This is a genomic window from uncultured Alsobacter sp. (assembly GCF_945952055.1).
Lineage (GTDB): Bacteria > Pseudomonadota > Alphaproteobacteria > Rhizobiales > Beijerinckiaceae > Alsobacter.
In genome coordinates, this window is record NZ_CAMFHB010000001.1 from 16,381 (window position 1) to 39,604 (window position 23,224).

Here is a 23,224-nt window from a genome sequence, read left to right on the forward strand (position 1 = left end):
TCTGGTCCATCGCGATGAGAGCTAGCGCCGCGGTCGCAAACGTCCAGCCGGGCCCGCTCAGCCCAGCGGGTACTCCGCCTCGACGATGTAGGGCCCGCCGCCCGTCGAGGCGCGCGAGGAGAACAGGACGAAGCGGTCCGCGGTGAAGCTGCGCGCCAGGAAGGGGCCGCGCGAGGACAGGAAGTCGGCCGCGTGCCAGGGCGTCGTGTCGCGCAGCCTGGCGAGGGTGACGTGGGGGGTGAACTTGCGCTTGTCGGGCGGCAGGCCGACGCGCCTGACCAGACGCTCCTGCTCCGCCTGCAACTCGGCCAGGGCGGTGTTCTGGGCGATGCGTGCCACGAGCGCCCGCGGCCGGTCGCCACCGAAAATGTCGAGGCCGTCGAAGGTCAGCGTCAGCGGCCGTCGGCGCACCTGGTAGAGCAGGCTGTAGACGTCACGGGCGCTGGCGTCGTCGATGTCGCCCATGAATCGCAGCGTGACGTGGTAATTCTCGGTGTCGATCCAGCGGGCTCCGACCAGCCCTCCGCGGATCATCGAGAGGGATTCGGCGATCTCCGGAGGGACCTCGAGGCCGGTGAACAGGCGTGGCATCAGGACCTCCCGCAGTCACGGGGCCGAGAGCCGGAGCCGGGCCGGCCCTCGAGGAAAGGCCGCGCCGACGTGACGGAAGCCGTGGCACGAGGGGCGCGACCATGCTCGCCACCCACCATGGTTCCGCAGGCGCCGATTCTCAATCCCCGGGGGGAGGTATGGTTGCACAAGCCTGCATCTGTCCGGGGACAAATGCAGGCGCGCCCTCAGGGGCAGGTGTTGCTGTGCAACTGGTGGATCGCGTCGATCCGCTCCTCCACGTCCGCGGTGATCGTCACCTTGGCCGACGCGATCGCGATCGCGAGCTGGTCCATGGTGGTGGCCCCGATGATGTTCGAGGTCACGAACGGCCTGCTGTTGACGAAGGCAAGGGCCATCTGGGCGGGGTCCAGGCCCGCGTCGCTGGCCAGCGCCAGGTACTTGCGGATCGCGTCCTCCGCGCCGGGGCGCTCGTAGCGCTGGCCGCGGTTGAACAGGGTCGTGCGGGCACCGGCCGGACGGGCTCCGTCCAGATACTTGCCGGTGAGATACCCCTGCGCGAGCGGGGAATAGGCGAGCAGACCGACCTGCTCACGCATGCTGACCTCCGCGAGCGCCACCTCGTAGGTCCGGTTCAGCAGGTTGTAGGCATTCTGGATCGAGGCCACGCGCGGCAGACCGCGCGTCTCGGAGGCGGCCAGGAAGCGCATCGTGCCCCACGCGCTCTCGTTGGACAGCCCCACGTGGCGCACCTTGCCGGCCTTCACGAAGTCGCCGAGCACCTCGAGGATTTCCTCGATCGGATTTTCCGGCCCGCGATAGTCCTGGACCCTGAAGACCGTCGGGTTCGAGCCCCACGGCACCGCCCGGTCCGGGAAATGCAGCTGGTAGAGGTCCAGGTAGTCGGTCTGAAGCCGCTTCAGGCTCTTGTCGAGCGCCTCGGTCATCTGCGCCCGGTTGAGCTGGGTGGTCGACCCGTCGTCGCGGAACCAGGTGTTCTGGCTGCGCCCGATCACCTTCGAGGCCAGGATGACCTTGCCGCGGTTCTTGCGGGCCTTGAACCAGGTGCCGATGATCCGCTCGGTGGAGCCTTGGGTCTCCGCCTTGGGCGGGATCGAGTAGAGTTCGGCCGTGTCGAAGAAGTTGACGCCCTGGTCGAGGGCGTAGTCCATCTGGGCGTGGCCTTCGGCCTCGGTGTTCTGCTGGCCCCACGTCATCGTGCCGAGGCAAATGAGGCTGACGTCGAGGCCGGTGCGGCCGAGCGGGCGGTACTGCATGGGGTCTCCGGGGATCACGCGAAACGGTCCGCCCGGTTATGGCCCCTCGCCTGCAACTTGGCCAGAGTTGCAGTGCAACACGGCTCTGCGGCCAGACGCCGGCCGCGTCAGGCCGCCTTCTTCAGCGTCGCGATAAAGGCTTCCACGCTGGGAAGGATGCGCTCGACGATCACGCCGACCCCTTCCGTCGTGGGATGAATGCCATCCTTCAGGTTGAGACGCGATATGCCGGCGACCCCGTCGAGGAAAAACGGATAGAGCGGCACGTCGTGCTTTTTCGCCAGATCCGGGTAGATCGCATCGAAGGCCCGGGCGTAGTCGCCACCCATGTTGCGGGGGGCGAGCATGCCGGCGAGCATCACCGCGATTCCACGCTCCTTGAGCCGCGTGACGATGGTGTCGAGGGCCTTTCGCGTCACCGCGGGGTCGATGCCGCGCAGGGCGTCGTTGGCGCCGAGTTCGACGATCACGGCCCGCGTTCCTTCGCCGACGGACCAGTCCAGGCGCTCGAGGCCCTGGCTGGCGGTGTCGCCGGAAACGCCCGCATTGGCGATCTCGACGGCATGGCCGCGCGCCCGCAGGGCTTTCTGCAACTGGTCGGGGAAGGCCGCGCCCTGCGGAAGCATGTAGCCGGCGGTCAGGCTGTCGCCCAGGGCGACGATGCGCAGGGGCTCGGCCGCGGCGGCCTCGCCCGCGAAGGGGGCACCCGCCATGGACGCAAGCCTCTCGATCAGGGGGAGTGTGACGCCGAGCGCGAGCAGACCCAGGACGGCTCGCCGCGTTCGGCCTTTCTGGACGACGGCCCGGGGCTCACCATATGAGGGTGCAGGACGCGTCGCGCACGGGGGGAAGGTCGGCTCGTCTGACATCGCCCCTAGATCGGAACGAAATCCCGAATGGTCAAGGCAATCGAACTCGATAACGTCGAATTGAGCCTCGGACGCGGCGCCGCACGTGTTCACATCCTCAAGGGCATCTCGCTGCAGGTGGAGCGCGGCGAGGCCGTGGGCCTCGTCGGCCCGTCGGGTTCGGGCAAGTCGACCCTGCTGATGACCATGGCCGGCCTTGAGCGCCCCGATTCCGGAACGATCCGGATCGACGGAGAGGACCTCGGCCCGCTGGACGAAGACGGGCTGGCGCGCTTCCGCGGCCGGCGCATCGGAATCGTCTTCCAGTCCTTCCACCTGCTGCCGACGATGACGGCGCTGGAGAACGTGGCCATCCCGCTCGAACTCGCCGGCCTGCCGGATGCCCAGGGCCGCGCGCGGAAGGAGCTGGAGGCCGTGGGCCTCGGGCACCGCCTGTCGCATTTCCCCGCGCAGCTCTCCGGCGGCGAGCAGCAGCGCGTGGCGGTGGCGAGGGCCCTCGCACCCGACCCGGCGATCCTCGTGGCCGACGAACCGACCGGCAATCTCGACGAGACGACGGGCCGCCAGATCATGGACCTGGTGTTCGCCATGAAGCGCGAGCGCGGGACGACGCTGGTCCTGGTGACGCACGACTCCACGCTGGCCAGGCGCTGCGACCGCACCATCACGCTTCGATCGGGCAACGTGGTCGACACCGTGGCCACCGGCGCGGTGCCGGCATGAACGCCCCTGTTCCCCCCTCGCGGATCACCGCCGGGCAGCCTGCGGGCCTCGGCCTGACCATCGCGTTCGCCCTGCGCAACCTTCGGCACGGGCTGCGCGGCTTCGGCGTGTTCCTGGCGTGCATCGCGCTGGGCGTCGGAGCCATCACCGGCGTCGGCTCGGTGGCGCGCGCGCTCGGCGACGGCCTCGCCAGCCAGGGCCGACTCATTCTCGGCGGCGACGTTTCGGCGAGCCTCCTGCAGCGCGAGGCGACGCCCGAGGAAATCGCCTGGCTGCGCGGCCGGGGCCAGATGCATGCGGTGGCGACCCTGCGCGCCATGGTCCGCACCGCCGACGGCCGCAGCGCGCTCGTCGAACCCAAGGCCGTGGCGGAGGGCTATCCCGCCGTCGGAAGCATCGAATTCTCGCCTCCGCTCGCCCTGGACCAGGTTCTCGCCAAGGACGGTGCGGCCTATGGAGCCGCCGCCGATGAGGTTCTTTTCGCCAGGCTCGGGCTGAAGCCGGGCGACCGGCTGCGCATCGGCGAGGCCGACATCGTCCTGCGCGCCGTCCTGGTCTCGGAACCGGACAAGCTCGCCGCCGGCATCGGATTCGGTCCGCGGCTCATCCTGTCGCAGGAGGCGCTGCGGGCTTCGGGGCTGCTCGCCCCCGGAAGCCTCGTGCGCTGGACCTACCGGGTCTCGCTGCCCGCGGGTCAATCCGACGACGCGGGCCTCACCCGGTTCGCTGACGACCTGGCGCGCGACCTGCCTGAGTCGGGCTTCGAGGTCCGGTCCCGCGTGAACGCGGCGCCCCAGTTTTCCCGGAACGTGGAGCGCTTCGCCCAGTATCTGACCCTCGTCGGCCTCTCGGCGCTCGTGGTGGGCGGCGTGGGGGTCGCGAACGCGGTCGCGGCCTACGTGGATCGCAGGCGGGCCTCGCTCGCCACGCTGAAGAGCCTGGGGGCGACCGGCGGACGCGTCTTCGCGATCGCGCTCGCCGAGATCCTCGCCCTCGCCTCTCTCGGCGTGGCGATCGGCCTGTGCCTGGGCGCGGCGCTGCCCTTCGTGCTGGAGGCCGCCGTTCGCGATCTCCTGCCGGTGCCGCTCGAACCGCATCTCTATCCGCGCGAACTGCTGCTGGGAGGCGTCTACGGCCTGCTGACGGCCCTCGCCTTCTCGCTCTGGCCGCTCGGCCGGGTGCACGACGTGCCGGTCTCGGCCCTGTTTCGCGACCAGATCGAACCCGGGCAGCGCTGGCCCCGGCGGCGCTACGTCGCGATGACGGTGGCGGCGGTGGCGGCCCTCGCCGCGACCTCGATCCTGCTGTCCTACGACCGCCGCATCGCCTTCGCGGCCGCCATCGGCACGGCGGGGGCCTTCGTGCTCCTGAGGCTCATCGCCGCGGCGATCACCGCGATCGCGGCACGGCTCCCCAGGCCCAGGCGCACAGAACTGCGCATGGCGGTGGCCAACATTCACCGGCCGGGGGCGCTGACGCCGACGCTGGTGCTGTCGCTCGGGCTGGGCGTCACCCTGCTCGTCACGCTGGCGCTGATCGACAGCACCGTGCGGACCCAGCTCACTCGCTCCCTGCCCGAGAAGGCGCCAAGCTTCTTCTTCCTCGACGTGCCCTCGTCGGCCGAGAAGGATTTCGACGCCTTCCTCGCGGCGCAGGCCAAGGGTGCGAAGATCGAGCGCGTTCCGATGATGCGGGGCCGGGTGGTGGCGCTCAACGGCGTTCCGGCCGCCGAGATCAAGGCCGCCGACAACGCCCGCTGGGTGCTGGAGGGCGATCGCGGGATCACCTATGCGGCCAGCCCGCCCGACGGCTCGACGGTCGCCACCGGAAGCTGGTGGCCTGCGGACTACAGGGGCGAGCCGCTGGTCTCCTTCGACGCGGAGCTTGCCCGCGGCCTCGGCCTGAAGATCGGCGACCGCATCACGGTGAACGTGCTGGGCCGCAATCTCACCGCGAAGGTCGCCAACTTCCGGAAGATCGAATGGCAATCTCTCGGCATTAACTTCGTTATGGTTTTTTCGCCGAACACCTTTGCCGGCGCCCCGCACACCAACCTGGCGACGGTGACGTTTCCGGGCGGCGCGAGCAACGAGACCGAGGCCGCCATCCTGGCCGCAGCGGGGCGGGACTTCCCGATGGTGACGAGCGTTCGCGTCAAGGAAGCGCTGGAGGCTGTGAACGACATCGTCGGCAAGCTCGCCATGGCGATCCGCGGCGCCAGCGCCGTCGCGCTGGTGGCCAGCGTCCTCGTGCTCGCCGGCGCGCTGGCCGCGGGACGTCGCTCCCGCGTGCACGACGCGGTGGTCCTGAAGACGCTCGGCGCGACGCGCGGGCGGCTTCTGGCCGCATTCCTGCTCGAATATGGTCTGCTCGGCGTGGCCACGGCCCTGTTCGGAGCATTGGCCGGAGGCTTCGCGGCGTGGTGGGTGCTCACGCGTGTGATGATGCTCAGTTTCGACTGGCAATTGGGCGGCGCGCTCGCCGCTTCGGCCGGCGCCATTGCCGTGACGATCCTTTTGGGACTAGCCGGGACCTGGCGAATCCTGGGCCAGAAGCCCGCGCCTTATCTACGCGACCTGTGAGTATAAATCGGCAGAGTTCCTGAACACTGGGGCTCTACCGCGCCGGTAGTCTCACCGTGTCTGGTGCAACGCAATAATTTGGCAAGCGAGCCTTCTACGAAGGTCTTGTTTTTGTCGCGAGGCCCCCTCATATTTCGTGCATCGCCGTCCCGGCGAAGGAAAATTGAATCCGCTCTTCGAGAGGACTCACATGAGCAACTACGATCGCAACCCCGCAGCCCGGTTCGGCACGGGCTTTGCCCGCACCGGTGCCGCCGAGTACGATCAGGGCCTGCGGGCCTACATGCTCGGCATCTACAACCACATGACGCTGGGGCTGGCTATCTCGGCGCTGGTCGCGCTGGGCGTGGCCAAGCTTGCCATCACGACCGATCCCTCCCTCGCGGTGGGCAAGGTCGGCGGAACGCTCGTCACGAGCTTCGGTGCGCTGCTCTACGCCAGCCCGCTGAAGTGGGTGGTGATGCTGTCCCCGCTCGCCTTCATCTTCTTCCTGTCGTTCCGCTTCGACCGGATGAGCCAGGGCACGCTCCTCGGCACCTTCCTCGCCTTCGCCGGCGTGATGGGCCTGTCGATGGGCTCGATCTTCCTGGTGTACACCTCCGCCAGCATCATGCAGGCGCTGTTCATCACGGCGGCTTCGTTCGCGGGCCTGTCGCTGTTCGGCTACACGACCAAGAAGAGCCTGTCCGGAATGGGCTCCTTCCTGATCATGGGTGTCTGGGGCCTGCTGATCGCCGGTCTCGTGAACATCTTCATGCAGAGCAGCGTGTTCCAGTTCGCGATCAACCTGATGGGCGTGCTGATCTTCGCCGGCCTGACGGCCTGGGATACGCAGCGCCTGAAGGAAGAGTACGACATCGTCGCCGGCGACGGCGAGATGGCTGGCAAGGCCTCGGTGATGGGTGCCCTGTCGCTCTACCTGAACTTCATCAACATGTTCCAGTTCATCCTCGCCCTCGTGGGCAACCGGAACGAGTAAACGGACCGACCGACAGGTCCTCCGAGAAGCCCCGGGGTTCGCCCCGGGGCTTTTTCTTTGGCCGGAGCCCGGCTCTCAGCGCGATTGCGCGTGGTATTCGTCGTTGGGACGCATGTCGACAGCCGAGGCCATGCGGTTGGACATGGCGTAGAAGCCGGTCACGGCCGCGATGTCCCAGATGTCCTTCTCCGAGAAACCCGCGGCCCGCAGCGCCTGCCTGTCGTCGTCGCCGACCGTGGCGGAGGCGGTCGTGACCTTGGCCGCGAAGGTCAGCATGGCGCGGTGGCGGGGCGACAGGTCCGCGGCTCGCCAGTTGATGGCCATCAGTTCCCCCAGCATGGGATCGCCCGAGAGCTGGCGGACCGCGGCCCCGTGGGCGGTGATGCAATAGAAGCAGCGGTTCTCGGCGGACACCACGACCGCGATCATCTCGCGCTCCAGCTTGGACAGGCCGGACGGTCCGAGCATCAGGTCGTTGTAGAAGGACACGAAGGCCTCGAGCTTGGCCATGTCGTGGGCATAGGCCGTGAGGACGTTCGGCACGAAGCCGATCTTGTCGAGGCATTTCTGGAAATAAGCCTCCATGGCCGGGGTCGGGGCCGCCGGCGGCAGATCCAGCGCCATCACACGCTTTCCGCTGGCCTGGTTGCGGGGCTTTTCGCCGGTTTCGGGCCGCTTGGTCGTCATTTCAACCCTCTTCTTTCCATTCTCGCCATGGTTTCGCTGCCTCAATGAGCCTAGCATAGGCCCATGGCGGGACCCCACGCCGCCGCTCGGAGGGAAGCCCATGTCGGTCCAGCCCCGCAACCCCGGCGAGGCGACGGAGTCCGTCGCGTCCACAGACGTCCCTGCCGCCTTCGTGCAGGCGCTGTTCGGGCGCGTCTCGCGGGAAGATGCCGGTCGATACGATCCCGACACGTTGCGGATTTTCGCGGCCCATGCGCTCGAGCACCTGCAGGCTCCCCGCCCCCCGGGGCATGAAGACGTCCGCCTGACGGAGTTCATGGTCCCGGTCGGAGGGCGTCCGCGGGACGTGACGGTCCTGGAGATCGTCAACGACAACATGCCGTTCCTGCTCGATTCGACGCTTGCCGAACTCACCGAGCGCGGGCTCGAGATCCGTTTCCTCGCCCATCCCATCCTGGCGATCGAACGGACGGAGGACGGCACGTTCAGGCGCTTCGCCGGCGAGGCACAGGCCACGGGGCAAGTCGGGACGCGGCGGGAGAGCCTGATCCAGGTGCACCTCGATCCCCTGGACGACGAGGCGCGCCGGGCTTTGCTGGAGTCGCTCGCGCGCATCTACGCCGACGTGCGGGTCGCCGTGCGCGACTGGGGCGCCATGCGCGGCCGGCTGGCCGCGATCGGTTACGCCTACCGCACCAATCCGCCACCCCTGCCGGCGGAGGAGGTCTCGGAGGCGGTGGCCTTTCTCGACTGGCTGGCCGCGGACCATTTCACGCTGCTCGGCCTGCGGGAGTACCGCTACGAGCCCGGCGCCTCCGCCGAAAGCTCCGTCCAGGGCTCGGGTCTGGGCATCCTCGCCGATCCGGAGGTGAAGATCCTGCGGCGGGGACGGGAGTTGGTGGCCACGACGCCCGAGATCATGGCCTTCCTCGAGGAGCCCGTTCCGCTGATCGTGACCAAGGCGAGCAGCCGCTCGCGCGTGCATCGGCGCGTCCACCTCGACACCATCGGGGTCAAGCAATACGGCGAGGATGGCCGGCTGACCGGCGAGTTGCGCATCGTCGGCCTGTTCACCGCGAGCGCCTACACCGGCTCCACGTCCGCCGTCCCCTATATCGGGCACAAGGTGGCGCAGGTGGTTCGCCGCGCGGGCTTCGATCCGGCGAGCTACTCCGGCCGAGCGCTCCTCAACGTGCTGGAGAGCTATCCCCGCGACGAGCTCTTCCAGATCGACGTGGACACGCTGCTCGCGTTCACGCTCGACATCATGACCCTCTACGAGCGGCCGCGCATCCGCGTGCTGGCCCGGGCGGACAAGTTCGACCGTTTCGTCTCGCTGCTCGTCTACATTCCGAAGGATCGTTTCGACAGCGCCATCCGGCGCAAGGTGGGCGAGGTGCTGGCCCGGCTCTACGACGGTCGCGTCTCGGCGACCTACCCCGCCTATCCCGAGGGCCCCCTGTCGCGGACGCACTACATCATCGGCCGCTACGAGGGCGAAACCCCGAAGCTCGACCAGGCGACACTGGAGGAGGCCGTCGCGGCGGTGGCGCAGACCTGGGCCGACGGCCTGACCGAGCGCCTGCGCCAGACCGAGGACCCCGGGCGGGCCCGCCAGCTCGTGGCCCGCTACGGCGAGGCCTTCTCGGCCGCCTATCGCGAGGCGTTCAAGCCGTGGGAGGCGCTCGAGGACATCGCCATCCTGGAGAAGCTCGACGCGGCCCGGCCGCATGCGGTGGACATCGGGCGCCGGCCCGGCGAGCCGGCGACGCGGGTCTCGCTCATGCTGTTCAGCCATGGCCGCTCCCTGCCGCTCTCGGAACGCGTGCCCTTGCTGGAGCATCTCGGCTTCCGGGCCGTGAGCGAGCGCACCTACGCGGTCACGCCGCCCGGCGCCGACCACACCGGGTTCGCGATCCACGACATGACGCTGGAGCGGGCGAGCGGCGGAGAGATCGACGTGGAACGCCTCGAGGCGCTCCTGGAGTCGGCCCTGATGGCGCTCCTGGCGGGAGAGGCCGAGTCGGACGGCTACAACGCCCTCGTGCTGGAGGCGGGCATCGGCTGGCGGGACGTGGCCGCGCTGCGGACCCTGTCCCGCTATCTGCAGCAGGCCCGCGTGCCGTTCAGCCAGGACTACATGGCGGCGACGCTGGTGAAGCATGCGGAGGCGGCGCGCCTCCTCGTGGACCTGCTGCACGCGCGCTTCGACCCGTCCCCCGCGGCAGAGCGCGATCGCGCCGCCCGGGAGGAGGAGGTGCGCGGCCGGATCGAAAGCGCCCTCACGGCTGTCACGAGCCTCGACGAGGACCGCATCCTGCGGCGCTTCGTCAACCTGATCGCGGCCGCGGTCCGCACGAGCTTCTTCCAGCGCGAGAGGGACGGGCGGCACCGCGAGGCCATCGCGTTCAAGTTCGAGAGCCGCCGGATCGAAGGGCTGCCTTTGCCCCGGCCCCTCTACGAAATCTTCGTGCATTCGCCGCGGGTCGAGGGCGTGCACCTGCGCTTCGGCAAGGTGGCGCGCGGCGGCCTGCGCTGGTCGGACAGGCCGCAGGACTTCCGCACCGAGATCCTGGGCCTCGTGAAGGCCCAGCAGGTCAAGAACGCGGTCATCGTTCCGGTCGGCGCCAAGGGCGGGTTCGTGCCCAAGCGCCTGCCTCCTCCCGCCGACCGCCAGGCCTTCATGGCGGAAGGCATCGGCGCCTATCGCGCCTTCGTCGGCACGCTCCTGGATCTGACCGACAACATCGCGGGCGACGCGATCGTCCCGCCTGCGGACACCGTCCGGCACGACGGCGACGACCCCTACCTCGTCGTTGCCGCCGACAAGGGGACCGCGACGTTCTCGGACATCGCCAACGCGCTGTCCATCGAGCACGGCCACTGGCTGGGCGATGCGTTCGCCTCGGGCGGCTCGCAGGGCTACGACCACAAGAAGATGGGCATCACCGCGCGTGGCGCCTGGGAAGCCGTGAAGCGGCACTTCAGGGAGCTCGGCACGGACATCCAGGCGACCCCGTTCTCGGTGGTGGGCGTGGGCGACATGTCCGGCGACGTCTTCGGCAACGGCATGCTGCTCTCGCCGCAGATCAGGCTTCTCGCCGCCTTCGACCATCGGGACATCTTCCTCGATCCCTCGCCGGATCCCGCCGCGTCGCTGGCCGAGCGGCAACGCCTGTTCGACCTGCCGCGCTCGTCCTGGGCGGACTACGACCGGACGCTGATCTCCGCCGGCGGCGGCGTCTTTCCGCGCTCGTCCAAGAGCATCCCCCTGTCGGAGCCCGTGCGCGCCATGCTCGGTCTCACCGCGCGGGAGGCCGCGCCGGCCGACGTGATGAGGGCCATCCTGAAGGCCCGGGTCGACCTGCTCTGGTTCGGCGGCATCGGCACCTATGTGCGCAGCTCGACCGAGACGGACGAGCAGGCCGGCGACCGCGCCAACGACGCGATCCGGATCACCGGCGCGGATGTCGGGGCGCGCGTCATCGGCGAGGGCGCCAATCTCGGCGTGACGCAGCGCGGCCGCATCGAGGCCGCGCGCAAGGGCGTCCGCCTGAACACCGACGCCATCGACAACTCGGCCGGGGTGAACACCTCCGACGTGGAGGTGAACATCAAGATCGCGCTCGCCGTGCCGGAGGCGGACGGACGCCTCGACGCGCAGGCCCGATCGTCGCTGCTGGCGGCCATGACCGACGAGGTCGCCACCCTCGTCCTGCGCAACAACTACCTGCAGACGCTGTCGCTCTCCCTGTCCGAGCAGCGGGCCCGCGAAGACCTGGGCTTCGCGCGGCGCCTGATGCAGGTGCTGGAGGCCGAGGGCCGCCTCGACCGCGCGGTCGAGGAACTGCCCGACGACATGACGCTGGACGAACGGGCCCGCAAGGGCGAGGGCATCACACGGCCCGAGCTCGCGGTGCTGCTCGCCTATGCGAAGCTGTCCCTGCACGACGCGCTTCTCGCCAGCCGCGTGCCCGACGACCCCTATCTGAGCCGGGAGCTCGTTCGATACTTCCCGGCGACGCTGGTGGAGCGCTTTCCCGACGCCATCGAGACCCATCGCCTGCGCCGCGAGATCGTCGCGACGCAGCTCGCCAATGCCATCGTCAACCGCGGCGGCCCGTCGGTCGTGGTCCGGCTCGCCGACCAGACGGGCGCCGACGCCCCGGCCATCGCGGCGGCCTACGCCGCGGTCCGCGACAGCTACGACCTCGGCGGCTTCAACGGCGCCGTCGACCGGCTCGACGCGCGCGTTCCCGGAGCCCTGCAGATGCGCCTCTACGGCGCGGCGCAGGACCTGCTCCTGTCGCGGCTCGTCTGGTTCATCCGGCAGATCGACTGGACGGCGGAGACGCTCGACGCCGTGGTGGGCCGCTACCGCGACGGCATCGCCGAGGTCGCGGCTTCACTCGCCGACACGCTGCTCCCCGATCAGGCCGAGCAGGTGAGCCGGCGGGCGGCGGCCCTCGTGGCCGACGGGGCTCCGGAGCCGCTGGCGCTGCGCGTCGCGAGCTTCCCGGCGCTCGTCGCCGCGCCGGACATCGTGCTCGTGGCGATGCGGACGGGCCGGCCGATCGCCGCGGTCGCGGCAACCCACTTCGCCGTGGCTGCCCGCTTCCGCCTCGCCGACATCGCGCTGTCCGCCCGGGACGTGCCGGTGACCGACCACTACGATCGCCTGGCGCTCGACGGCGCGCTGTCCACCATCGAGGCTGCCCACCGGGCCCTGACCACCGAGATCGTGGGGGAGGGAGACGCCTCCGGGCTCGAAGCCGTCGACGGCTGGGCCCAGCGCCGCGGCGCCGCCGCCGACCGGCTGATGGCGAGCGTCGAGGCCATCGCCGGCTCCGGCCTGACCTTGTCCAAGCTCACGGTCGCCGCGAGCCTGCTGGGGGATCTGGCCAGACGGTGAGCGGGCCGAGCCGGGCGCGCCCTCAAGCCGGCGGGGACAGGCCGACGGCCGAGAGAGCCGCGCCCTGGCGCTGGGCCAGTGTGTCGAGCGAGAAGTCGGCCACGGCGGCGTCGAACAGGCGGTGGAAGTTGAGTTCGGCGCGCAGGTGCAGGAACACGCCGCCGAGCCCGATGGCGGCGCGGTCCATGAAGACGAATTCGCGCGGCACCGTCACCGGTCCCTTTTCCTTCAGCGCCTTGTGCACCGTGAACGCCTCGCGGCGGCCGTACTCGGACGGCTTCACCTTGTCGGCGATGGTGCGGACCCGGTCGTCGAGCAGCGGCCCGTAGATGAAGCGGGCCCAGATGTTGAGGATGTCGATGAGCTCGTTGGTGAGGCCGCGGAAGCCCCAGGTCTCGTAGGCGTGGACGATGCGGGCGCGATCGTCGGTGAGCAGCCCGCGATAGAGATCGACCACGCCGCCGACGAAGCGGGGCGGGAAGATGCGGATGCAGCCATAGTCCAGCAGGTTGATGCCGGCCGGGCTCTCGCCGTCGCGGAACACGGTGTAATTGCCGAGGTGCGGATCGCCGTGGATGACGCCGTAGTGGCTGAAGGGGTGCCACCAGGCCTTGAACATCGCGGTGGCCAGCCGGTTGCGGTCCTCGAGGGAGTGATCCTTGAAGGCCAGCATCTTCTCACCCTCGAGCCACCCCAGCGTCAGCAGGCGGGCGGTCGACAGCTCGGGCCAGACCGCCGGGACGCGGACGAGGGGCTCGTCGTCGAGCATGGCGGCATAAAGCCGCGCATGGCGGGCCTCGCGCCGGTAGTCGAGTTCCTCGCGGACGCGGGCGCCGACCTCCTTGGCGATCTCGCGGGTGTCGATGGCGGGATCCATCCGCCGGTGCACGGCGAAGAGGATCTCGAGCTGCTTCAGGTCGGCCTCCACGGCCGATTGCATGTCCGGGTACTGGAGCTTGCAGGCCAGCGCGCTGCCGTCCTTCGCCGTGGCGCGGTGCACCTGCCCGAGCGACGCCGCCGCCGCGGAGCGGAGCTCGAAAGACCCGAAGCGGCTCATCCAGTCCGCACCGAGCTCGGCCATCATGCGGCGCTTGACGAAAGCGGGGCCCATGGGCGGGGCCTCGCTCTGCAGCTTCGACAGCTCCTCGGCATATTCGGGCGGGAGCACGTCGGGCACGGTCGCCATCAGCTGGGCGACCTTCATCAGCGGACCTTTCAGCCCGCCCAGCGCCTGCGCGAGCGCGGCCGCATTGCCCTGGTCCCTGCCGTCCAGCCCGAAGAGCTTGGACCCGGCGATGCGGGCGGCCACGCCGCCGACATTGGCTCCGACCCGGGCGTAGCGCGAGACTCGCGCCGACATCCGGTTCGCTTCACGATCACGTTCGGTCATGGCGCAGATATGGGGCGGTGCGGGCGGATGTCGATGGAGGGGGGGAGCGAATGGCGAGTAGCAATAGGGAAAGGCTAACGTCTCGCCGAGCCCGTCTCGCTATTCGCTACTCTCTCTCCTCGCTCCCCCGTCACTCCATGCCCTCCAGTTCGACGATGAGGCGCTCGATCAGCGACAGACCGATCTGCCAGAAGGCCGGGTCGCGGGCGTCGAGACCGAACGGGGCCAGCAGCTCCGTGTGGTGCTTGGTGCCGCCGGCCGAGAGCATGGCGAGATAGCGCTCGGCAAAGCCGTCCGCGGCCTTCTCGTAGACGCCGTAGAGCGAGTTCACCAGGCAGTCGCCGAAGGCGTAGGCGTAGACGTAGAACGGCGAGTGCACGAAATGCGGGATGTAGGCCCAGAAGGTCTCGTAGCCCGCGCCGATGCGGATTGCCGGCCCCAGGCTCTCGGTCTGCACCTTCAGCCAGGCCTCGCCCAGGTCGTCGGCGGTGAGCTCGCCCGCGGTGCGCCGCGTGTGGACCTCGCGTTCGAAGCTGTAGAAGGCGATTTGCCGCACCACCGTGTTGATCATGTCCTCGACCTTGGCGGCCAGCATGGCCTTGCGGGCCTTCGGGTCCGTGGTGCCCGCCAGCAAGGCCCGGAAGGTCAGCATCTCGCCGAACACCGAGGCCGTCTCCGCCAGCGTCAGCGGCGTCGGCGCCATCAGCGCGCCGTTGGGCGCGGCCAGCACCTGGTGCACGCCATGGCCGAGCTCGTGGGCCAGCGTCATGACGTCGCGCGGGCGGCCCTGGTAGTTCAGCAGCACGTAGGGGTGCGAGGAGGGAACCGTGGGATGGGCGAAGGCGCCCGGCGCCTTGCCCGGGCGCACCGGGGCGTCGATCCAGCCTCCGTCGAAGAAGCGGCGGGCAATGTCGGCCATGCCGGGCGAGAAGCCGCCATAGGCCTTCAGCACCGTCTCGCGCGCATCCGCCCAGGGAATGGTGCGCTGCTCGACCTTGGGGAGCGGTGCGTTGCGGTCCCAGTGGTTCAGCGCGTCGACGCCGAACCAGCGCGCCTTGAGCGCATAGTAGCGATGGGAGAGCCGCGGATAGGCCTCGCGCACCGCCGACACCAGCGCGTCGACGACCTCGGGCTCGACACGGTTGGACAGGTGGCGCGACTCGGCCACGTCGCCGAAGCCCCGCCAGCGATCGGCGATCTCCTTGTCCTTGGCCAGCGTGTTCGTGATCAGCGTAAAGACCCGCAGATTGTCCTTCAGCGTCGCGGCCAGCGCCTCGGCCGCCTGCTTGCGGACCGCGCCGTCGGCGTCCTGCATCTTGTTCAGGGTCGGCTCGAGGGTGAGCTCCTCGTCGCCGACCTTGAAGCGCAGCGACGAGATCGTCTCGTCGAACAGGCGGTTCCAGGCGGAGCGCCCGGTCACCGACTTCTCGTGGAAGAGCTGCTCCAGCTTGTCGTCGAGCTGGTAGGGCTTCTCCTTGCGGATGTCCTCGAGCCAGGGCCGATAGTGGGAGAGCGGAGACTTCTGCGCGAGCGCGTCGAGAACAGCGTCGTCGAGGCGGTTGAGTTCGAGCTGGAAGAACAGCAGCTCCGTCGAGGCGGCCGTGACCCGCTCCTGCGTGTCGCCGAAGAACTTGGCCCGCTTCGGGTCGGTGGTGTCGCCGGCATAGACGAGACCGGCATAGGAGATGATCCGGCCGAGGCGGTCGTCGATCACCTCGTACTGGGCGATGGCCTCGTGGAGACGGCGGGCCGCGTCCGGCCCCGTGACCATCGCTTCGAGCTTGCCGCGATAGGCATCGGCGAAGGCCTTGCACTCGGCGTCGGCCCTGGCGGTGTCGGCGGCGAACGCCTCCGACTCCATGCCGGGATAGAGGTCGTTCAGGTTCCACTCGGGCAGGGTCCCGAGTGGGGCGCCGGCCGCGGCGGCTCCACCCTTTGCGACTTCGGCGGGAGCCATCGGGCGGAAGACGCGGAAATCGAGCATTGGGGCACCCATCTCGGCAAAAGGACCATCCGTCACATATCGGTGAGCCCGGCTCCCGATCAATGGTCACGGTTGTACGCCCTTCCGACGTTAAACCCCCATTTACCCTATTCGTCGAGGATCGCCCCGAAACGAGACACAGCGAAGAGAGTCGGGGCCATGACCAGCACCATCCTGATTGTGGACGATGATCCGATCCAGCGACGCTTGCTGGACAACACGCTGCGCAAGCTCGGCTACGAGACGGTGATCGCTCAGGGGGGCGAAGAGGCCGTCGCGCTGCTCCAGGGCGCCGAGCAGCCCTCGATCAACCTCGTCGTGCTCGACCTGGTGATGCCCGATCTCGACGGCATGGGCGTCCTGTCGCGCCTGCGGGACAGCGGCATCGAGGTCCCGGTGATCGTGCAGACGGCGCACGGCTCCATCGAGACGGTGATCTCGGCCATGCGGGCCGGGGCCGCCGACTTCGTGGTGAAGCCGGTCGGGGCCGAGCGCCTCGCCGTCTCCGTCAAGAACGCCCTGCGGGCCGGCGCGCTGGAGGATGAGATCCGGCGCATGACGCGCCACGCGACGGGCACCCTCACCTTCCGCGACCTCGCCACGCGCAGCGCCGAGATGTCGCGCGTCGTGCGGCTCGCCGAACGCGCCGCCAAGTCGACCATCCCGGTGCTGGTCGAAGGCGAGTCCGGCGTCGGCAAGGAGCTGCTCGCCCGCGCCATCCAGGGGTCCAGCGACCGGCGCGGCAAACCTTTCGTGACGGTCAACTGCGGGGCCATCCCCGACAACCTCGTGGAGTCGATCCTGTTCGGCCACGAGAAGGGCGCCTTCACCGGCGCGACCGAACGGCACATGGGCAAGTTCGTGGAAGCCCACGGCGGCACCCTGTTCCTCGACGAGATCGGCGAGCTGCCGCTTGAGGCGCAGGTGAAGCTGCTGCGCGCCATCCAGGAGGGCGAGGTCGATCCCGTCGGCGGTCGCCGCCCCGTGAAGGTCGACATCCGCCTGATCTCCGCGACCAACCAGAACCTGATCGAGGCGGTGAAGCAGGGTCGTTTCCGCGAGGACCTGTTCTACCGGCTCAACGTCTTCCCGATCACGATCCCGCCCCTGCGCTCGCGCCGCGAGGACATCACCGACATCGCCCGCCGCTTCCTGGCGCGCTTCGCCGCGGAAGAAGGCAAGCGCATCGTCGGCATCACGCCGGACGCCGAGGCCCTGCTGGCGAGCTATGCCTGGCCGGGCAACGTGCGGCAGCTCGAGAACACGATGTTCCGTGCGGTCGTGCTGTGCGACGGCGACCAGCTGGGCGTCACCGAGTTCCCGCAGATCGCGGCGCAGGTGGACGGGTATTCGGTCGAAATGCCGCCGGCCCCTCCCTTGCGCCAGGAGGCCCTGCCCGTCGTCGACACCAGGCCGCTGACGGAAGTCGTGCTGCGCGATCCGTCGATCATGCGCCTTCTGGACGACCGCGGCGACGTGCGGGCCCTGTCGACCATCGAGGAGCAGGTGATCCGTTTCGCGCTCGACCATTACCGCGGGCACATGACCGAAATGGCCCGCAAGCTCGGGATCGGCCGCTCGACCCTGTATCGGAAGCTCAAGGAATTCGGCATCGACGGCGGTGCCGAGGAGTCCGGGGACGAGGCCGCAGCTTGAACCGCGCCTTTCGCGCAACACCTCGACGACTTTCGCGCCAGGCGAGCATCACGGGGGATGATGCGACGTCGTGGCGTGCTTGCCAACACAGTGCGGGACGGTGAGAAGTGATCCAAATCGGGACTGTCTTGATTTGTTTTTCGGAGCCCTCGATGCGTCCCCAGACCTGGCGAGCGATGTTGGCGGGAGCCTCTCTCCTGGCTCTTGCGGCCGCCACGCCCGTCGCCGCCTCGGCCACCGAAGTGCCTGGCGACCAGCAATCCGCCGCCGGGACCATCGCCGCCGAGCTGCGCCCGGCGCAGACGGCCGATGACAGCGCCCGCGATGCGCTGCTGGCGCCCCTGCCCGACGCGCCGGACGCCCTGATCGTCGAGCGCCTGGCCGCCCAGCCCCAGCCTTCCGAGCCGGCGATCGCCATGCCGGCCCTCCCGGAACCCGCCGAGACGCTGATCGTCGACCGGCAGGCCGAGGAGGCCCGCACCCTTGCCGAGACGCGCGTCGACGTGCCGCTGCCCGACGTTCCGACCACCCTGCTCGTCGATAAGGCGGCATCGCCGCTCCCGACGGCCCTCAAGACCGCCATCGAGACGGGCTCGCTCACCGGACCCGGCGTCGCCGCGCTGACGGCGAAGGAGCGCCAGGCGCTCGTCGAGATCTACGCCGCCCGCGACCATGCGCCGCTGTGGCTGGATGCGGACGGGCGTCCGACGGCTGCCGCAGGCGGCATCCTGCACACGCTCGGAACAGCCGAGGCGGACGCGCTGGATCCCAGCGCCTACCCCGTGGCCGCCAGCGGCATGGCACCGGCCGCGGCCGTTCGCTTCGACGTGACCCTGACGGCGGCGGCCTTCGCCTATGCGCGGGACGCGCGCGGCGGGCGCCTCGACCCGACGAAACTCTCGAACCTGATCACGCCGGAACTGTTCATCCCGACGCCCGCCGAGGTGGTGGCGACGCTGCAGGCGGCGCCCGACGCAGCGGCAGCCCTTGCCGCGTGGCAGCCGCAGCACGAGGGCTACAAGGCCCTGCGCGCCAAGCTCGCCGAGATGCGCGAGAGCACCGCGGCCGTGGGGGGACCGGAGCCGATCCCGAATGGCCCCGTCCTGCGCCCCGGCATGAGCGATCCCCGCGTGCCGGCCCTTCGCAAGCGGCTCGGCCTGCTGGACACGGACAGCACCCAGTTCGACGGACAGGTGTCCGAGGCGCTGGCCGACTTCCAGCGCGCCCGGGGCCTGCGGGCGAACGGGCGCCTGGACCGCGCGACGCTCGACGCCCTCGACGGCGGACGCGTGTCGGCGCCGTTCGGCGTCACCGACATCGTGGCCAACATGGAGCGCTGGCGCTGGCTGCCGCCGGAGCTCGGACAGCGCCACATCATCGTGAACCTGCCGGAGTACACGCTGCGGCTGGTGGAAGACGGCCAGGTGGTGCATCGCACCCGCGTGATCGTCGGCAAGCCCGAAACGCAGACGCCCGTGTTCTCCCACGCCATGGAGCACGTGATCGTCAACCCGTACTGGCACATTCCGCCGTCGATCCTGCGCAAGGAGATCCTGCCCAAGCTGGCGCAGGACCCCGACTACGCGGCCAAGCACGGCTACGAGGTGATCCGGCGCGGCAACTCGATCTCGGTGCGCCAGCCGCCCGGCGAGCGCAATGCGCTCGGCTTCATCAAGTTCATGTTCCCGAACCAGCACTCCGTGTACCTGCACGACACGCCGACGCGGAACCTGTTCGCCAGCACGCGGCGGGCGTTCAGCCACGGCTGCGTGCGCGTCGACCAGCCGTTCCGGCTGGCCGAGTTCGTCCTGGGCGAGCAGGGGTTCACCGAGGAGAAGATGCGCAGGATGATCGGGACGGGCGAGCGCATGATCAAGCTGCGCAGCCAGCTCCCCGTGCACCTCACCTACTTCACGGCCTATGTGGACGACAGCGGCCGGCTGCAGCGGCTCGAGGACATCTACGGGCACGACGGCAAGGTGAAGACCGCGCTGGGCGTCAGCCCCGACGGCCGGCGCTTCGCGACGCTGCGCCGTGGCGTCAGTCAGTAAGACTGTGTAAAACTGCGTAGCTCGCGCTGGGAACCCAATTCCGCCACCTTTACCCCTTAGCGCAGCCGGATGGCATGCTCGACGTCCGCGTACTGGACCGTCGGCATGCTCGTATCGGGTCGCGGCATTGCAGGGGGTAACGTGCCGTTAACCGTTTTGGGCAAGCTTCTGTTCAGCAATCTCGCAGCGATGCGGGCGCCTATGCGCCGCCTCGATCGGAAGAGTTGAACAGTTGGCGTTCCTTCGCTCCAGGCGCATGGCGCGTATCGTCGGCCGCTGTCTCCGGACGGTGGCCCCCGGTTGCCTTTCCCTCGCTGCCCTCGTCGCGGCGAGCAGCCAGGTCGGCAATGCGGTGGCCAATGGCGATACCCGCACCCTCGACATCTACCATACGCACACCAAGGAATCGGCCTCGATCACCTACAAGCGGAACGGGTCGTATGATCGTGCCGCGCTCGACAAGCTGAACTGGATCCTGCGCGACTGGCGGCGCGACGAGCCCACCAACATGGATCCGCGGCTCTTCGACATCGTGTGGGAGGTGCACCGCGAGGTCGGCTCGAACGAGCCCCTGCACATCGTGTCCGCCTACCGCGCGCCCGAGACGAACGCCATGCTCCGGCGCCGCTCCCGCGCCGTCGCCAAGCACTCCCAGCACATGGAGGGCAAGGCGATGGACTTCTACCTGCCGGACGCCTCCATGGCGAAGGTGCGCGAGATCGGGCTCCGACTGCAGCGCGGCGGCGTCGGCTACTACCCCACCGCGTTCAATCCCTTCGTGCATATCGATGCCGGAAGCGTGCGCCATTGGCCGCGCATGACGCGTGACCAGCTCGCGCGGCTGTTCCCGGACGGCAAGACGGTCCACATCCCCTCCGACGGCAAGCCCATGCCGGGCTACGACCTCGCGCAGGCGGAAATCGAAGCCAATGGCGGGTCGGTCAGCGCCTATGCCGACAGCGGCGACGGCGGCGGCCTGTTCTCCCGCGGCGGCAAGAGCTTCTTCGCGGCCCTCTTCGGCGGCGCCGACGAGGAAGAGGACATGGCGCAGGCGCCCCGGCGGAACGCGCGCACGGCGGCCCGCAACGCGCAGGCGCCCTCGGGACCGCAGATGGCGTCCCTGACCATTTCAGGCTCCGGCGACACCGACGGTCGCCCGGTGTTCTTCCCCAACACCAGCATCGGTTCACCGGCGCCCGACACCCGCCGCCCCGCGCAGCCGCGCAGGGTGGAAGCGCCCCCGGCGCCTGCCCCGGTCGAGGCTCCGGCGCCGGCCCAGGCCGCGCCGCCCGTCGTCGCGGCGGCACCGCCGCCGGAAGCCCCCGCCGCTCCGGCCGCCCCGCTTCGCACGGCGTCGACGCAGCCCCAGGGTCTCGTCTGGACCACCGGGGCGCAGCCCGCTGCCGGCACGCCCGAGCCCGTCCTGCGCCCCGACGTGCCTCTGCCGCTCGCCCGGCCCGCCGATCTCACCGGTCAGGGGCTCCTGGCCGCAAACGTTCCGTTGCCGCCGCAGCGGCCGGTCAACCTCGCCTCCCTCGTGCCCATGGTGCCGCTGGCCGCGGCGCCACAGGCGCCGGCGCCCGAGAAACTGCCCGAGAACCTGATCGCCGGCTCCGCCGCCGCGCCGGTGGGCGTGGCTCTCGCCTATGCGGCGGTGCCGCTGCCGCCCATGCGCCCGCCTGGCCTGGGCCCGCAGCCCACCCGCGTCGCGGTCGCCGCCCCGTCGGCCGTTGCCGCGCCGGCCCCCGCCAGGTCCGAGCCGCTCGTGAGCGCGCCCCTGGACCGCACCGCCCTCAAGACCCTGTTCGCGACGGCGTCCATCGCCGGAGATGCCCCGGCGCCCGCCGGCAAGGTGACGGTCGCCACGACCAAGGCGAAGCCCGTCGAGAAGGACGTGGCGGGACTGACCGCACGCCCCGCCTCCACCGTGGTGATGGGCTTCCGCGAGAACGAGGGCGAGCTGAAGCACGACCGCTTCGCCGGCCCCGCCGTGAAGCCGCTCCCGGTGGCGCGGTTCAACCCCTAGGGTTGATTTCCGCAGGCGGCTGCGTGGGGTTCACGCACCCGCACGTCCGCCCCGTCTGCACACCCCTCCCAGCGTCTTGGCCGGGCCTGGCCCGGCCATTCACGCCTCGAGGATTGGCCCCGACAAAGTCGCGGATGCCCGGGCCAAGCCCGGGAGGACGAGCGAGGGTGGACGAGACAGCCACCAGGGCGGGAGCCGCCCGACGGATCGTCGGTGGCGGTTGCGGCTCAGGCCATGCCGAGGGCTTCGAGGTAGAGTTCCATGATGGCCTCTTCCTCCTTGCGCTCGGCGTGGTCCTTCTTCCGGATCGCGACGATCTTGCGGATGATCTTGGTGTCGAAGCCGTTGGCCTTCGCCTCGCCGTAGACGTCCTTGATGTCGTCCGACAGCGCCTTCTTCTCTTCCTCGAGCCGCTCGATGCGCTCGATGATGGTCTTGAGCTGGTCGGCGGCGATCGAATTATCCATGGGTCAGCGCCTCGTGCAGTCGTCTACGGAAGGGTGAGCGATCGAGCGTTGCGTGTCGGCCATCCGACCGCGGGGGTCAAGCCCGGGACGATCCGCATCGGGCCCGGCCTGTGGATGGCGGGGGCAATCTCAGCCGGGCGTCCACCTGGCGCGGTGGCGGCTTGCCGTGCGGGTCGGTTGACGCTCGACGCGGTTCAGCGCCGGGTCGGCGAGAATCCCCGGGAGGATGCGGGCGAGGCGCTCGGCCCAGGCGAGGCACCCCGCCGGTTCACCGATCAGGTCCTGGCGGATCTCGATGAGGGCATTGGCGAGGCCCAGACGCGTCGCATGCCGGTTGACCACGTCGCCGGCCAGTGCCCCGTCATAGGGCTCGTTGTCGCCGACCACGATGTCGCCCTCCGCTTCTAGGGCCCGCAGGAGCGGCTTCGGAAAGCGGGGATCGGCGTCCCAGAGCACCGTGATGTGCCAGGGACGCGGCACGCCCTTCCACGACGGCGTGAAGGAATGCATGGAGAGGATGGCGGGCGGACGTCCGCTCTCGAGGCCGGCCGACACGGCCTCGCCGATGGACCGGTCGTAGGGCCGGTAGAAGCGATCCAGCCGGCGCTCGACCTCGGCGTCGTCGGCCCGCGCATTGCCGGGGACGATGGCACCGTCCGAGAGCCGCATCACCAGGGTCGGATCGTCCTCGCCCCGATTGGGGTCGATGAGCAGGCGCGAGAAGGTGCTGAGGACGGCGGGCGCGCCCGTGAGGCGGGCGAGATGCCGGGTCGTCTCGGCGATGCCGATGTCGTAGGCGATGTGCCGCTGCAGCTCGGCGGCGGGCATGCCGAGGGACGCGTAGTCGGCCGGGATCGCATTGGAGGCGTGGTCGCACAGGATGAGCAGGCCGCAGGCGGGATCGCCGGCGATCCGCTCGACGGGTGCGGGGATGGCGTCGGACAGTGTCATGGCGGGACGGGGAGCGGGCGCGTGATGACGAGCGGTCACCATAGTGACGGGGCCCTCCGCTTGCCATAGGACTGAGGCAGGAGCCGGGCGACGCGGAGGA

15 protein-coding genes are annotated in these 23,224 nt (G+C 69.8%); 7 read left to right on the plus strand and 8 right to left on the minus strand.

The window, feature by feature from the left end:
* Positions 1-57: 57 nt before the first annotated feature.
* From thpR to Q0Q47_RS00120, 3 genes are all read right to left on the minus strand, one after another.
* Positions 58-591 (minus strand): RNA 2',3'-cyclic phosphodiesterase, encoded by a 534-nt coding sequence (gene thpR, locus Q0Q47_RS00110; RefSeq protein ID WP_293853081.1) that lies wholly within the window; start codon positions 589-591, stop codon positions 58-60.
* 206 nt (positions 592-797) lie between these two features.
* Positions 798-1,847, minus strand: coding sequence for an aldo/keto reductase (locus Q0Q47_RS00115; RefSeq protein WP_293853082.1), 1,050 nt, complete (start codon positions 1,845-1,847; stop codon positions 798-800).
* Between the two features lie 107 nt (positions 1,848-1,954).
* Positions 1,955-2,560, minus strand: coding sequence for an arylesterase (locus Q0Q47_RS00120; protein WP_293853084.1), 606 nt, complete (start codon positions 2,558-2,560; stop codon positions 1,955-1,957).
* A gap of 183 nt (positions 2,561-2,743) precedes the next feature.
* Between Q0Q47_RS00120 and Q0Q47_RS00125 the strand changes: the two genes are divergently transcribed.
* From Q0Q47_RS00125 to Q0Q47_RS00135, 3 genes are all read left to right on the plus strand, one after another.
* Positions 2,744-3,439 (plus strand): ABC transporter ATP-binding protein, encoded by a 696-nt coding sequence (locus tag Q0Q47_RS00125; RefSeq protein ID WP_293853086.1) that lies wholly within the window; start codon positions 2,744-2,746, stop codon positions 3,437-3,439.
* On the plus strand, positions 3,436-6,021 hold the full coding sequence (locus Q0Q47_RS00130; RefSeq protein WP_293853088.1) for an FtsX-like permease family protein: 2,586 nt from the start codon (positions 3,436-3,438) through the stop codon (positions 6,019-6,021). Before Q0Q47_RS00125 ends, Q0Q47_RS00130 begins: the two co-directional genes overlap by 4 nt.
* 190 nt (positions 6,022-6,211) lie before the next feature.
* On the plus strand, positions 6,212-7,000 hold the full coding sequence (locus Q0Q47_RS00135; protein WP_293853090.1) for a Bax inhibitor-1/YccA family protein: 789 nt from the start codon (positions 6,212-6,214) through the stop codon (positions 6,998-7,000).
* 75 nt (positions 7,001-7,075) lie between these two features.
* Here Q0Q47_RS00135 and Q0Q47_RS00140 read toward each other — a convergent pair whose 3' ends face one another.
* Positions 7,076-7,624 carry a peroxidase-related enzyme gene (locus Q0Q47_RS00140; protein ID WP_293853504.1) on the minus strand — a complete coding sequence of 183 codons (549 nt, stop codon included), beginning with the start codon at positions 7,622-7,624 and terminating at the stop codon, positions 7,076-7,078.
* A gap of 163 nt (positions 7,625-7,787) precedes the next feature.
* Here Q0Q47_RS00140 and Q0Q47_RS00145 point away from each other — a divergent pair, with 163 nt between their 5' ends.
* Positions 7,788-12,599, plus strand: a complete 4,812-nt coding sequence (locus Q0Q47_RS00145; RefSeq protein ID WP_293853091.1) for an NAD-glutamate dehydrogenase — start codon at positions 7,788-7,790, stop codon at positions 12,597-12,599.
* Between the two features lie 22 nt (positions 12,600-12,621).
* Here Q0Q47_RS00145 and Q0Q47_RS00150 read toward each other — a convergent pair whose 3' ends face one another.
* Positions 12,622-13,989: an AarF/ABC1/UbiB kinase family protein gene (locus Q0Q47_RS00150; protein WP_293853093.1), complete on the minus strand. Its 1,368-nt coding sequence runs from the start codon at positions 13,987-13,989 to the stop codon at positions 12,622-12,624.
* Between the two features lie 130 nt (positions 13,990-14,119).
* Positions 14,120-15,946 (minus strand): M3 family oligoendopeptidase, encoded by a 1,827-nt coding sequence (locus Q0Q47_RS00155; protein ID WP_293853506.1) that lies wholly within the window; start codon positions 15,944-15,946, stop codon positions 14,120-14,122.
* A gap of 186 nt (positions 15,947-16,132) precedes the next feature.
* Here Q0Q47_RS00155 and Q0Q47_RS00160 point away from each other — a divergent pair, with 186 nt between their 5' ends.
* From Q0Q47_RS00160 to Q0Q47_RS00170, 3 genes are all read left to right on the plus strand, one after another.
* The gene (locus tag Q0Q47_RS00160) at positions 16,133-17,629 is read left to right on the plus strand and encodes a sigma-54 dependent transcriptional regulator (RefSeq protein WP_293853095.1); all 1,497 of its coding nucleotides are present in this window, start codon (positions 16,133-16,135) and stop codon (positions 17,627-17,629) included.
* Between the two features lie 152 nt (positions 17,630-17,781).
* Positions 17,782-19,680: a L,D-transpeptidase family protein gene (locus Q0Q47_RS00165; RefSeq protein WP_293853097.1), complete on the plus strand. Its 1,899-nt coding sequence runs from the start codon at positions 17,782-17,784 to the stop codon at positions 19,678-19,680.
* A 256-nt stretch (positions 19,681-19,936) separates the two neighbouring features.
* Positions 19,937-21,706: a DUF882 domain-containing protein gene (locus Q0Q47_RS00170; protein ID WP_293853099.1), complete on the plus strand. Its 1,770-nt coding sequence runs from the start codon at positions 19,937-19,939 to the stop codon at positions 21,704-21,706.
* A gap of 227 nt (positions 21,707-21,933) precedes the next feature.
* On the opposite strand, the gene Q0Q47_RS00175 is transcribed toward Q0Q47_RS00170, so the two are convergent.
* Both Q0Q47_RS00175 and Q0Q47_RS00180 read right to left on the minus strand, forming a co-directional pair.
* Entirely contained in the window at positions 21,934-22,173 is a 240-nt protein-coding gene (locus Q0Q47_RS00175) for a GapR family DNA-binding domain-containing protein (protein WP_293853100.1), read from the minus strand.
* 129 nt (positions 22,174-22,302) lie between these two features.
* On the minus strand, positions 22,303-23,124 hold the full coding sequence (locus Q0Q47_RS00180; protein WP_293853102.1) for an N-formylglutamate amidohydrolase: 822 nt from the start codon (positions 23,122-23,124) through the stop codon (positions 22,303-22,305).
* Positions 23,125-23,224: the final 100 nt, after the last annotated feature.